The following is a 12,095-nucleotide window of genomic DNA, read 5'->3' as shown; positions in this document are numbered from 1 at the left end:
GGAAACCATGCTCTTCCCCACCACCATCGTCGGCAGCTTTCCGCAGCCTGAGTGGCTGATCGACCGTGCGAAGCTCGCGGGCCGCTTTCCGCCCCGCGTGCGGGCGCGCGAGCTGTGGCGCATTCCACCGGAGTTCCTCGAAGAGGCGCAGAACGACGCCACCATCATGGCGATCCGCGCACAGGAAGAAGCTGGCCTGGACATCGTGAGCGACGGCGAGATCCGCCGCGAGAGCTATTCGAACCGCTTCGCGACCGCACTCGACGGCGTGGACCTGGACAACCCCGGCAGTGCGCTGGACCGATCCGGCCATCCGAACCCGGTGCCGCGCATCGTCGGCAAGATCGTGCGGCGGCATGCGGTGGAAGTGGGCGATCTCAAGTTCCTCCGCGCGCACACCGACCGGCAAGTCAAGATCACCGTGCCGGGCCCCTTCACCATGCTCCAGCAGGCGCAGAACGACTTCTATGCGAGCGAGGAAGAAGCCGCGATGGACTACGCCGCCGCGGTCAACGCCGAGATCCGCGATCTCTTCGCGGCCGGCGCGGACGTGGTGCAGATCGACGAGCCCTACATGCAGGCGCGGCCCGAGAAGGCGCGGCAGTACGGGCTGGCCGCGCTCAACCGCGCGCTCGAAGGCATCACCGGCACCACGGCCGTGCACATCTGCTTCGGCTACGCGGCCATCATTCATCAGCGGCCGAGCGGCTATTCATTCCTGCCCGAACTGGCGCAATGCAGTTGCAAGCAGGTGTCGATCGAGACGGCGCAATCGAACCTCGACTGCTCGGTGCTCAAGCAGCTCGAAGGCAAGCGCGTGATGGTGGGCTGCATCGACCTGTCGGACCCGGTGGTCGAATCGCCCGAGACGATTGCGGGGCGCATCCGCCGCGCACTGCCCCACATCGAGCCCGAGAACGTGATCCTCGCGCCCGATTGCGGGATGAAGTATTTGCCGCGCGAATCGGCCATCGGCAAGCTGCGCTCGATGGTCGCGGCGGCGAAGATGCTGCGCGAGGAATTCGCGCATCGCGCGCTGCCGGCCTGAGCCGGCAGCGCTCTCTTCAGCCGACTCGGCTGGCCGCGACGCTACCGTCGCGGCTGAACTCCCGGTGTGACAGCATGGCGTTCTCGACGTTCTGCGACAGCACTCCCTTGTTCATCAAGCCGTCCTCGACCTCGGAACGCGTCGGGTCCGCCGGGCTGTCGGCAAACGCCACGCCGGTGCGGGCCATGCCGATCATCACCAGGAGCATCGAGATCGCGAAGAGGAGGTCACGAGGGTTCATGGTGTCTGCCTTCCCTGTGCAGGGCGCGAAGAATTCGAGCCCATGCATCAATGTAGGCAGGCGCTCACCTCGACGCGAGTGACGAGTTCGCTGCGCCCGAGTGACGCAGTTCACTTTTCGCCATCAGCCCTTCAAGGCGAGGCCGTCCGTCAGGAGCTGGACCAGCCGCCCCACCCGCGAGGTGTTCACGTAGCTCACCGGCGCCGGGCGCGGCAGCCCCTGCACCCGCGCGGCCGACATCGCCACGATCTCGATCCAGCCGCCGCGCTCCACCACGTGCAGCTCTTCCGCACGCACGGTGGACTTCACGTTGAAGACGTTCTCGCCGAACCATGTCGGCGGCGAGACCACCTGGACGCTGCCCTCCACCACACGCACTGCAAAGCCCTCGTCCACGGCCACGCGCAGCGTCTGGCCCGGTTGGAGGCAGGTGATTTCGGAAGATTCGCTCGTCATGAAGACACCTCGTTGAGTCGGTTGAAGATGGCTTCATCGTAGGAATTCGGGCGCTCAAAAAACAGGCACAGCAAAGCGACATACGAAGCGAAACAGATGTGCCCGCGACCATCTGTTATGGTCCCTTTGCCTCGGATCTGCATCTGTTTTCAGGATGCGCGACGAGGGAGCATCACCCCATGGATTCGCCGCCGCTCTACCGGAAGCTCGCCACGCACTACATCGACGCGATCGGCGCCGGCTCGCTCAAGCCGGGCGATCGGCTGCCGTCGCTGCGCAGCTTGATGCGGATGCACGACATCAGCCTGTCCACCGCGTTGCAGCTGTGCCGCGCGATGGAAAGCGAAGGCTGGGTCGAGGCGCGCGACCGCTCGGGCTATTTCGTGAAGCGCCCGCGGCGCCTCGCGATCGCGGCGATGGAAGAGCCCGTCACCCACATCGCGCCTGATCCGGCGCAATACGTCGGCATCCACGCCAAGGTCTCCGACTTCGTCGCGCGACGGCGACAGGGCGAGGTGCGAATCGATTTCTCCACCGCGCGCGGCTCACCGGAGCTCTACCCCGGCGATGCGCTGCGCACGATCATGATGCGGCTGCTGCGCCAGAAGCCCGCGCTGCTCACCACCGCGGCGCCATCGCGCAGCCTCAATCCCCTGCGCGAAGCCGCTGCGCGGCGCGGCCTCAGGGTGGGCATGACGCTCTCGCCCGACGAAGTGCTGACCACCAACGGCTGCATTGAAGCGCTCAACCTTGCATTGCGGGCCGTCGCACAGCCGGGCGACACCGTCGCAGTTGAATCGCCGACCTTCTACGGCCTGCTGCAAGTGCTCGAAAGCCTTGGCATGCGCGCGCTGGAGATCCCGACCAGTCCGCAGACCGGTCTGTCGATCGAGGCACTGGAGATGGCGCTCGACGCCTACGACAACATCAAGGCGGTCGTCACCGTGCCGCACCTGCAGAACCCGCTCGGCAGCGTGATGCCCGACGCGCACAAGGAGCGCCTCGTCGCGCTCTGCGAGCGCCATGGCGTCGCGCTCATCGAGGACGACACCTACAGCGAGTTGCTCGACATGGACACGCCGCCCCGCGCGATCAAGTCGTGGGACCGCAGCGGCAACGTGATCCATTGCGCGTCGCTGCACAAGATCCTCGCGCCGGGCATGCGACTCGGCTGGATCTCGGCCGGGCGCTGGCACAGCCGCGTGGAGATGCTCAAGTACACCCAGACGCGCAGCAACGAGGAGTTGTCGCAATGGGCAGCGGGCGAATACATGAACACCGGCGCCTTCGACCGCCACCTGCGTCGCCTGCGCGAGCATCTGCGCCAGCAGCGCGAGCAGACCGCCGATGCGATCGCGGCGTACTTTCCGTCCGGCACGCGGCTGAACTACCCGCCGGGCGGGCTGCAACTGTGGGTGGAGTTGCCGGACCGGCTTTCGTCGATGACCGTCTTTGACCTCGCGCTGCGCGACAAGATCTTCGTCGCGCCCGGCACGCTGTTCTCGAACTCGTCGCGCTTCGACCACTACCTGCGCCTCAACTGCGGATGGCCGATCACCGAGACGATCGAAGGCGGGCTGCGCCGGTTGGGCGAGATTGCGAGCGAATGCGCGGCGATGCAGCGGAAAGCGGCCTAGGCGCGCGGCGCGCTGTATGTGCATGCAGTAGTCCGTCCCGTCTACAACTTCAGGCGGCTTCTCACATTTGGCAACAGTCCTACACTGGACCCCACCGAATGAATACCTAATTCGTACATTCATTCAGACATCAAGGGGGTGTCATGGAATCGACCAACGACGATGCGGCCCGGCTCAGGGCAGAAGCAACGAAGGCAGACGCATTGGCTCGACGGGCGAAGCGAGCGGCCGACGAAGCGTTCAGGGTGTTTCTGAAAGAGGACGGCGCCGTCGCACCCGACCAGGCCATCGAAACCGCGAAGGCCAGCGCTCGCGCCGCGCAAGAGGCATGGCGCAACTACGTGCGACATGTCGCGCTGAACGGCGGGCATCTCCACAACTGCTGATCTTGTCTCTGGGCGCCGCGCGCCGTTCGAGCATCAGTCGTTCGACAGCCGCTGGCGGAACGAACCCACAATCGCATGGCGCAGGGCCATGGGCCAGAAGCGCGGCGGCAACTGCGCCAGTTCACGCAAGCCGCCTGCGAACGAGGCGCATGCGTGCTCGCGCAATGGTGAATCCACGGCCGTCCAGTAGAGCCAGTTCGCATAGGACGCGAGGATCTTGCGCCCCGCCGCCCGGCGCGGACCGGGCTCGCCAATGGGCAGCCGAACGGCAGCGTCCACCACCTGGCGCACGCCGCGCCACATGGCTGGGCCGTTGCGACTGAGCGAGCCCTGGCGACGGCGATACACCGCCAACGTATGGTCCATGCGCACCCAGCGGGGGGACGCTGCAGCCAGGCGAAGCCAGAGATCGAGGTCTTCGGCGTGATGCAGATCGGGCCGAAACAGACCGCTGTGCGAGAACAACGTGCGCCGCACGATGATGCCGTTGGTGGGAACGGTCTCGGCATTCAACACGCTGAGGAATGGCGTCGGCCGCAGACTGGGCGCGGCGCTTGTCTCGATCGGCCGGCCGTCTTCATCGATGATCTGCATGCCGCAGATGAACACATCGGCCTCGGGGTTGGCAGCCAGCGCTGTCTCGAACGCCGCGCGGTAGCCAGGCGCCAGAAGATCGTCGCTGTCGAGGAACAACACGAAGTCGGCCTGGCTCTCCAGGATGGCGCGATTGCGCGCCACCGACGGCCCTGCATTGCGCTGCCGTAGCACGCGGACGCCCTCGTGCCTCTCGGCATCCTCGGCGGAACCATCGGTTGAACCGTCGTCCACCAGCAGCACGGGAATGCGGTTGTCGTTCCACGCAGAAGCCAGGGTCGCGCGCAACGTGGCCGCCGAGTTGTACGAGGCTGTCAGCGCCTCCAGGATCGGGTGGCCCACCGCTTGCGCCATCAATGGTTTCGTGACTGGCGCAGCGCGCTACGGGCGACGTCGCCCAGCAGGATGGGCCAGAAGCGCAGCGGCATGTGTGCGAGGTCGCGCAGGACGCCCACCACGGAAACGCGCGCGCGCTCACGCAACGGCTGGGCGAAAGCGTTGTAGTACACGTAACTGGCTCCATCTGCCAATGCGCGTTTCGCTGCCACCCGGCGCGCGCCCGGCTCGCCGATCGGCAGGCGCGCCGCGGCATTCGCTACCTGGCGGATGCCGCGCCACATGGCGCGGCCGTTCTTGCTGAGCGAGCCGCCGCGCTGGCGATACACGGCGAGGGTATGGTCCATGCGTACCCAGCGGTCGGAGGCCGCGGCCAGTCGTAACCAGAGGTCCCAGTCTTCCGCATGATGGAGCCCGGGCCGGAATAGTCCGCTGCGCGCGAACAGTTCACGCCGCACGATGATGCCGTTGGTGGGTACGGTTTCGGCGCTCAACAAGCTGAGGAACGGCGTCGGCTGCAGACTCGGCGCGGCGCGCCGGTCGAGCGGGTGGCCATGATCGTCGATCCTCTGCATGCCACAGATGAACACATCGGCCTCGGAATTCGCAGCCACTGCCGCTTCGAAGGCCTCGCGATAGCCGGGCAGCAGGAGATCGTCGCTGTCGAGAAACAGCACGAAATCCGCGCGGCTTTCCATGATGGCGCGGTTGCGCGCCACCGACGGGCCGGCATTGCGCTGTCGCAGCACGCGCACACCCTCATGGCGTTCAGCGTCCTCAGCCGAACCGTCCGTGGACCCATCGTCCACCAGCAGCACAGGAATGCGGTTGTCATCCCAGGCAGAGGTCAGCGTCTGCGGGAGGGTGGCCGCCGAGTTGTACGAGGCGGTCAGGGCCTCCAGTGTTGGCAGCCCCACGAGGCTTACTCCTTTGCCAATGCCGCGTCTTCCGGGGTCGGGGACACCGCGCCTCGAGGGAGGAGCGCGACCTCGCTCCGGGTCGTCAGCCGGGAAGCGAGCCGCAGCAGGCCGTGGCTGCCCTCGTGCACGCTCGGATAAGCCCGGGGTGCACCCGGTAGAACCACAGGGACGACTTCCAGTTCGACGCATTGCGGCGCGGAAAAAAGCTCATTGCGGGCGTCATACAGATAGAAGTCGATGAAGTAGCGTCCCGGCAGCAGATTCATCGAGTCGAGCGTCAGACGAAAGGAAAAGCGCCCTTCATACCGCTGAAAGTCGACCACTTCCTCCGGCCCCCAGATATCGGACAGCTTCAGGCCGTTGGCGTCGTGCCATCGGAAGAGCGGCACGCAGGATGGCGTGGGCTCGTTGGCCTCCAGCACGAGTTCGATTTCGACGGGGTCCAGGAAATCGACGGTACTCACGCTGGTCTCGACACCGTTGACCGTCAGTTCCAGCAAGCGCAGGCCGATCGGGCTCTTGTAGGCGACCTGGGACACCATCGGTACCCTTTTCGCGTATTCGTCCAGCACCTCCTGTACCGAACCCTGGAACGCCAGGCGCCCGTTCGTCAGCAGCAGGCCTTTGTTGCACAACGACTTGACCACCGCCATGTTATGGCTGACGAACAGCACCGTCTTGCCGTCCTGGGTGCTGACGTCGCGCATCTTGCCCAGGCACTTGTTCTGGAACTGCGTGTCGCCGACGGCAAGCACTTCGTCGACGATCAGGATTTCCGGATTCAGGTGAGCCGCCACGGCGAAAGCCAAGCGAACGTGCATGCCACTGGAGTAACGCTTGACCGGCGTATCCAGGAAGCGCTCCACTTCCGCGAAGTCGACGATCGCGTCGAACTGACGGTCGATATCGCGCTTGCGCATGCCCAGAATCGAGCCGTTCAAGTAGATGTTCTCGCGCCCCGTCAGGTCGGGGTGGAAACCGGTGCCCACCTCCAGCAATGAGCCGACCTTGCCGTAGAGACGGATCTCGCCAGTGGTCGGCTCGGTGATCCGGCTGAGGATCTTCAGCAGCGTGCTCTTGCCCGCCCCGTTGCGGCCGACCACACCGACCACATCGCCCTGCTTCACGTCGAAGGACACGTCGTCCAGCGCCCGGAAGGTTTCGTATTCCTGCGGGCGGAAGAAGTTCTTCATCGCAGCCATCGCAGCTTCCGTCACCTTGTCGTGCCGCTGGGACAGGTGTGCGATGCGGTATTCCTTGCTCAAGCCGCGCACCGACAGCGCCAGATCAGATGACATCCGCAAACCTCCGCTCCGAGCGCTGGAAAATGACCAGGCCGGCAATGAACATCAGCACCGACGCCACGGCGCTCCAGACGACCGAACCCCAGCTGGTGACTGGCGTGCCCAGAATCGCCCAACGGAACGAGTCCAGGATGCCGACCATCGGATTCAGCGCCACCAGCCACTTGACCGACTGCGGAATAGACGAGGCTGCGTACGCGACCGGGCTGGCCCACAACAGGAACTGGCTGAACACAGGCACCACGTGGCGCACGTCGCGGTAGCTCACGTTCAACGCCGCAGCGCACAACCCGAGCCCCAACGCGAACAGGATCGCCAATAGCAGGGCGACGGGAAAGAAGAGCAACGGCAGGCCGGGCATGATGGAATAGACGACCATCAGGACCACCATCACCACCGCCCCGACGGCGAAGTCGAGCATCACGCCATAGACAGTGGATATCGGGAGCACCATGCGCGGGAAGTAGATCTTGCTGACGAGGCCCGAGTTGACAACCATCGAGTCGTTGGTCTTCAGGAATATCTGAATGAAGGCATTCCACAAGAGCAGCCCCGTGTAGCCGAACACGAAGTAAGGCACACGCTCGTCGCCGGTGGGCATGTCAGCGATGACGCCGAAGACGAAGGTGAAGAGACCGGCGCCGATCAGCGGCTGCAGCAGCACCCAGGCCACTCCCACTGCTGTCTGGCGATAACGCAGCTTGATGTCGCGTAGCGCAAGGATGTACAGCAGGTCGCGGTACTCGAGAACATCGCGCAGAGGGAACAGGTTTCCACGCCGGCGTGGCTTGATGACAAGTAGTGGTTCGTTGGCGGTGCTCATTGATGAAGCATGCTCCGAGTCCATGACAAGCCCCGCAGCATGGCCACCGAGCGTTCTTTGTTAAACAAAAGTTTCACTATCTTACCCAGTCCGAACTGACTTCCTGCCCCCTCCAAAGTTATAGAACACGGTCGAGATGCCGAAAAAAGTCTCGCTTCGTGACGCTCGTTCTCAAGCAATATCTGGGCAAGGCACCACCCCGCTGCTGGCTGAGCGCAGGTTCTCGGCAGTCTGGGAACGAACGTGCAACTCAACCGTGAGAAGCCCCCGAATTGCCGCGTAGGACGCGCGCTTTGGAAGCCGGAGCGTCGGGCAGTTAGTCGACCAACGCCAGCGCGCCGTAGTCGCCCACCTTGTCGCCGAGCCCGGCCGGCACCAGCAGCGCGCCGCGCGTGAGCGCTTCGAGCTTGCCGTCGATCTGCGCCTGCAGGCGCGGCAGCAGGAAGTCGCGGTTGTTCCAGAACACGCTGCCGCCAAGGCTGATGCGCTGCAGGTCGAGCGTGGCGATCAGGTTGAAGAGCATGCGGCCCATGACGCGGCACAGCGCGTCGGTGGTCGCAAGCGCCTTCGATTCGCCCCGAGCCGCGGCTGCGAAGAGGTCGGCGGCGGGTTCTCCGAAGCGCCGCGCGATCCCGTTGCCCGCCGCGAGCGCCTCCACGTCGCCGCGATTGCCGCAGCCGCACAGCGCGTTGTTGTCGTCGTCCGAAACGAAGCTGTGACCCGCATGGCCGGCATTGCCGTTCTTGCCATGCAGCACATGCCCATCGACGCAAAGCCCGACGCCGACACCGGTGCTCCAGGTGACATAAGCGCAATGATCGAAGCCCTTGAGCGCACCCCAGCGGCGTTCCGCTTCCAGCGCGGCGACCGCGTCGTTCTCGACGCGCACCTGCGTGAAGCGCTTGCGCAAGGGGGCTTCGAGCAAGGCCGTCATCCATTCGTTGGGCAACCCCCGCGCCGGCCCGGCGATACCGCCGCAGATGTTGGGCGTGGCCAACTCCACCATGCCGTCATGCAGTTCGAACGGCCCGGCGGTCGAGACGCCGACGCGGTCGATGGTGCCGGGATCGATGCCCTGCTCGGCGCAGATGTCGTCGATGAGCCGAATGATCTGCACCGCGACCGCGTCGTTGTCGCCGGTCTTGGCGGTCGGCTCGCTGCGGCGACCGATGAGGGGTGAGGTGCTGTTCGCGGCAAGGCTCACCGCCACCTTGGTTCCGCCGAGGTCGACGCAGGCTTTCATCGATTCAGATCCATCGTGCGACCAGGGCCGCGATCATGCTGAGAACCACCGTGCTCGCGATGGGCAGTTGCCATTCGCGCCCGAACGCACGGAACTCGAAATCGCCGGGCAGCCGCCCGAAGCCGAAGCGCCGCAGCCACTCGGTAAGCCCGCTCATCAGAACGAGCGCGAGGACGACGACGATCAGCCAGCGAATCATCGTTGCAGTTTAGGCCGCAAGAAGCGCGAGCGCCTGTCGGTGAAGTTCTCGCGTTGCGGCCGCAACCACGCGGCCGTCGGATTGCAGGCCGAGCGGACGACCCTCCCAATCCGTGACGATGCCGCCAGCCGCCTCGATGAGGCCGGTCGGGCCGAGGTAGTCGTAAGGCTGCAGGCCGGTTTCAACGACCAGGTCGATGGTGCCGCCCGCGAGTTGCGCATAGCCGTAGCAGTCACCGCCGAAGCGGCGCATCGCGCATTTGCGGCTCAGGCGGTCGAATGCCTGCCAGTCGGCGGCATTGAAGATATCGGGCGAGGTCGTGACGATGCGGGCTTCGGCAATGGCGGTGCAGCCGCGCACGCGCACTGCCTGCCCGTTGCGCTGTGCGCCGACGCCGGGCTGGCCGATCCAGCGCTCGCCGAGCACCGGCATGTCGACCATGCCGAGTTCGACCCGGCCGCCGCGCACGAGCGCGATCAGCGTGCCCCAGAGCGGCGATCCGGTGATGAAGCTGCGGGTGCCGTCGATCGGGTCGAGCACCCAGACGCGTTCGGCTTCGACGCGCTCCAGACCGTGCTCCTCACCGAAGATGCCGTCGGCGGGTCGCTCGGCGGACAGGATGTCGCGCATGGCCTGTTCGGCTTCGCGATCGGCCCGGGTGACGGGGCTCTCATCGGCCTTGGCGATGATGTCGAGCGGCGTACGAAACAGGCGCATCGAATGCGCGGCCGCCGCATCCGCGAGCGCGTGGGCAACGCGCAGGTCGTCTTCGGGCGTGAAGGAGGAACTCATGGGCTTTTCAGCGGAGGAAAAGCCCGATTAGACCCGACGTCAGAAGGGTGTGTCCCCCTGGATCGTGGTGCGATAGAGCTTGCGACGCAGATGGTCCGGTGTTCCTGCGGCCAGGTGCATGAGGGAACGGTTGTCCCAGAACACGAGGTCGTGCGGCGCCCACGTGTGCCGGTAGACGAATTCGGGCTTCACGCTGTGCGCGAAGAGTTCGGCCAGCAGCGCGTCGCTCTCTTCTTGCGGCAGGCCGACGATCCGAGTCGTGAAGTGCTCGCTGACGAAGAGCGCCTTGCGGCCGGTCTCCGGATGCGTGCGCACTACGGGCTGCACGGCAGGCGCGACCTGGTCGATCTGCGCCTGCGAGAGCTTGGGGCGCCACGGGTTCTTGGCGCGCAATTCCTCGTATTTGGCGAGATAGCTGTGCTCGGCCTTGAGCGGAAGAATGCGCTGCTGCAGCGCCGGGTCGAGCGCCTCCCATGCGAGGTGCTGGTCGGCGAAAAGCGTGTCACCCCCTTCGCTCGGAAGTTCCTGCGCGTGCAGGAGAGAGCCGAGGCTGGGCTTTTCCTTGTACGAGATATCGGAATGCCAGTAGACGCCCGCATCGCCGAGGCCGATGGGCTCGCCGTCTTCCTTGATGTTGGAAACGATCAGGATTTCCGGATGCCCCTTGAGCTGGAACTGATGCAGCACATGGATTTCAAGAGGGCCGAAGCGGCGACTGAACTCAACATGGTCTGCGGGCGAGACCTCCTGGTCGCGGAAAACCAGCACGTGATGGTCCAGATGCGCGCGATGGATTCGCGCGAAATCGGCATCGTTGATGGGCTTGGAGATGTCGAGCCCGACGACTTCGGCGCCGACCGGCGCATCGAAGCGGCGGATGTCGAATGACTGGGGAGGTGCGTCGCGGGTGGCGGATTCGGAAGCGATCGAAGCGGTCATTCCAGTCACTTTAGGGCGCTCCCCATGGATTTCCAACCATTCGTTGGTTGCTAGCTTATGTGCACTCAGAGCGTGTGGCTGCGATCGCCCTCGGCGAAGCCGATCGCGTCCCACGGCTCGCCCGCAGCGAATCCGACGACCTTGAACAACTCGCCCATCTCATGCTCATGAATGAGCCGCGCGGCCATGCTGCGCTCGGCCAGCGTGGCCTGTTCCATCATGGGCAGGATGCCGGCGTTGAGCAGGAACCTCGCCTGGTTGCAGTAGCCCAGCACTTCGAGCCCGGCGTTCTGGCCTGCGAGCGCGACGCCGGTGAAGTTGACGTGGGCGGTGATGTCCTTTTCGCCCACGTCCGAGAGCGGATCGCCGTCCGCCTGGTGGCCGCGGTGGCACATCACGGTGCCCATGTGGCGTTGCGGGTGGTAGTACTCCGATTCCGGGAAACCGTAGTCGAAGAAGAAGGCGGCGCCACGCCCCAGCCGGTCGGCCAGTGTGGCGATGAAGGCTTCGGCCTGCGGGTGGATTTCGGTGAGGTAGTCGTGCTCGCCTTCGATCTCGACGGGCGGGCGGAGGTCGGTCGGCCGGTCGCTCCACGCGAAGCCGTCGCCTTGCGCAACCACGCCGCGCTCGAACCACTGGCCACCCGAGCGTGCCAACAGCTGCACCGGCATCGCATCGAGCACTTCGTTTCCGACGACGACGCCATTCATGGATTCGGGCAGTTCGGACAGCCATTCGACCTTGGCCGCGTGCTTCGCCAGCGTCTGCTGCTGGCGCTCGCGCAGCGTGCCCGAGAGATCGACGATGCGGTAGCGCGCCACCCGATCTCCGAGCGCATCGAGCAACTGCAGCGCGAGCGCGCCGGAACCGGCGCCGAATTCCCAGACCTCGTCGGTACCGGTCTTTTCGAGCGCTTCGGCAACCTGCACGGCGAGCGCTCGACCGAAAAGTGGCGTGAGTTCAGGCGCCGTCACGAAGTCGCTGCCCGACGAGGGCATGCGGCCGAACTTGCGGCTCGCATTGGCGTAGTAGCCCAGTCCGGGTGCGTACAAAGCCAGCGCCATGAAGCGGTCGAAAGGCAGCCAGCCACCGTCCCGCTGCAGCGCGGCATCGATAATCCGGGTCAAAGGGTTGGCGCGCTGCGCGCCTTGCTCCAAGTTCATACAGGAAATCTATC

General features: G+C 65.3%; 14 protein-coding genes. 3 read left to right on the top strand and 11 right to left on the bottom strand.

All coding sequences use genetic code 11. The annotated features are described in order from the left end of the window. The first annotated feature begins 7 nt into the window (after nt 1-7). On the top strand, nt 8-1,048 hold the full coding sequence (locus FHW64_RS07665; RefSeq protein WP_184524730.1) for a uroporphyrinogen decarboxylase family protein: 1,041 nt from the start codon (nt 8-10) through the stop codon (nt 1,046-1,048). Between the two features lie 16 nt (nt 1,049-1,064). On the opposite strand, the gene FHW64_RS07660 is transcribed toward FHW64_RS07665, so the two are convergent. Both FHW64_RS07660 and FHW64_RS07655 read right to left on the bottom strand, forming a co-directional pair. Beyond that, on the bottom strand, nt 1,065-1,289 hold the full coding sequence (locus FHW64_RS07660) for a hypothetical protein (protein ID WP_184524729.1): 225 nt from the start codon (nt 1,287-1,289) through the stop codon (nt 1,065-1,067). Between the two features lie 123 nt (nt 1,290-1,412). Further along, a complete protein-coding gene (locus FHW64_RS07655; RefSeq protein WP_184524727.1) occupies nt 1,413-1,745 on the bottom strand; it encodes a hypothetical protein in 333 nt (110 codons plus the stop codon). 179 nt (nt 1,746-1,924) lie between these two features. On the opposite strand from FHW64_RS07655, the gene FHW64_RS07650 reads away from it, so the two are divergent. Further along, nucleotides 1,925-3,382, top strand: a complete 1,458-nt coding sequence (locus FHW64_RS07650) for a PLP-dependent aminotransferase family protein (protein WP_184524725.1) — start codon at nt 1,925-1,927, stop codon at nt 3,380-3,382. A gap of 143 nt (nt 3,383-3,525) precedes the next feature. Then, the gene (locus tag FHW64_RS07645) at nt 3,526-3,768 is read left to right on the top strand and encodes a hypothetical protein (protein ID WP_184524723.1); all 243 of its coding nucleotides are present in this window, start codon (nt 3,526-3,528) and stop codon (nt 3,766-3,768) included. Nucleotides 3,769-3,801: 33 nt separating this feature from the next. Here the strand turns inward: FHW64_RS07645 and FHW64_RS07640 are convergent, their stop codons facing one another. The 9 genes from FHW64_RS07640 to FHW64_RS07600 all read right to left on the bottom strand — a co-directional run bounded on the left by FHW64_RS07640 (nt 3,802) and on the right by FHW64_RS07600 (nt 12,081). Further along, nucleotides 3,802-4,716, bottom strand: coding sequence for a glycosyltransferase (locus FHW64_RS07640; protein WP_184524721.1), 915 nt, complete (start codon nt 4,714-4,716; stop codon nt 3,802-3,804). Further along, a complete protein-coding gene (locus FHW64_RS07635; protein WP_184524719.1) occupies nt 4,716-5,615 on the bottom strand; it encodes a glycosyltransferase in 900 nt (299 codons plus the stop codon). The genes FHW64_RS07640 and FHW64_RS07635 overlap by 1 nt, the downstream gene beginning before the upstream one ends. 5 nt (nt 5,616-5,620) lie before the next feature. Further along, nucleotides 5,621-6,916: a polysaccharide ABC transporter ATP-binding protein gene (locus tag FHW64_RS07630; protein ID WP_184524717.1), complete on the bottom strand. Its 1,296-nt coding sequence runs from the start codon at nt 6,914-6,916 to the stop codon at nt 5,621-5,623. Next, nucleotides 6,906-7,745 carry an ABC transporter permease gene (locus FHW64_RS07625; RefSeq protein ID WP_184524715.1) on the bottom strand — a complete coding sequence of 280 codons (840 nt, stop codon included), beginning with the start codon at nt 7,743-7,745 and terminating at the stop codon, nt 6,906-6,908. The genes FHW64_RS07630 and FHW64_RS07625 overlap by 11 nt, the downstream gene beginning before the upstream one ends. A 316-nt stretch (nt 7,746-8,061) precedes the next feature. Beyond that, nucleotides 8,062-8,988 (bottom strand): ROK family protein, encoded by a 927-nt coding sequence (locus tag FHW64_RS07620; protein ID WP_184524713.1) that lies wholly within the window; start codon nt 8,986-8,988, stop codon nt 8,062-8,064. 4 nt (nt 8,989-8,992) lie between these two features. Then, entirely contained in the window at nt 8,993-9,187 is a 195-nt protein-coding gene (locus FHW64_RS07615) for a DUF2905 domain-containing protein (RefSeq protein ID WP_184524711.1), read from the bottom strand. A 9-nt stretch (nt 9,188-9,196) separates the two neighbouring features. Next, nucleotides 9,197-9,979 carry a histidinol-phosphatase gene (hisN, locus tag FHW64_RS07610; protein ID WP_184524709.1) on the bottom strand — a complete coding sequence of 261 codons (783 nt, stop codon included), beginning with the start codon at nt 9,977-9,979 and terminating at the stop codon, nt 9,197-9,199. A gap of 39 nt (nt 9,980-10,018) precedes the next feature. Continuing rightward, on the bottom strand, nt 10,019-10,918 hold the full coding sequence (locus FHW64_RS07605; RefSeq protein ID WP_184524707.1) for a TauD/TfdA family dioxygenase: 900 nt from the start codon (nt 10,916-10,918) through the stop codon (nt 10,019-10,021). A 65-nt stretch (nt 10,919-10,983) separates the two neighbouring features. Then, nucleotides 10,984-12,081, bottom strand: coding sequence for a class I SAM-dependent methyltransferase (locus tag FHW64_RS07600; protein ID WP_184524705.1), 1,098 nt, complete (start codon nt 12,079-12,081; stop codon nt 10,984-10,986). Between the last annotated feature and the right edge of the window lie 14 nt (nt 12,082-12,095).

The organism is Variovorax sp. Sphag1AA, assembly GCF_014192575.1.
In the GTDB taxonomy this organism is placed as follows: Bacteria; Pseudomonadota; Gammaproteobacteria; order Burkholderiales; family Burkholderiaceae_C; genus Variovorax.
This window is presented reverse-complemented; position numbering and strand designations above follow the sequence as displayed.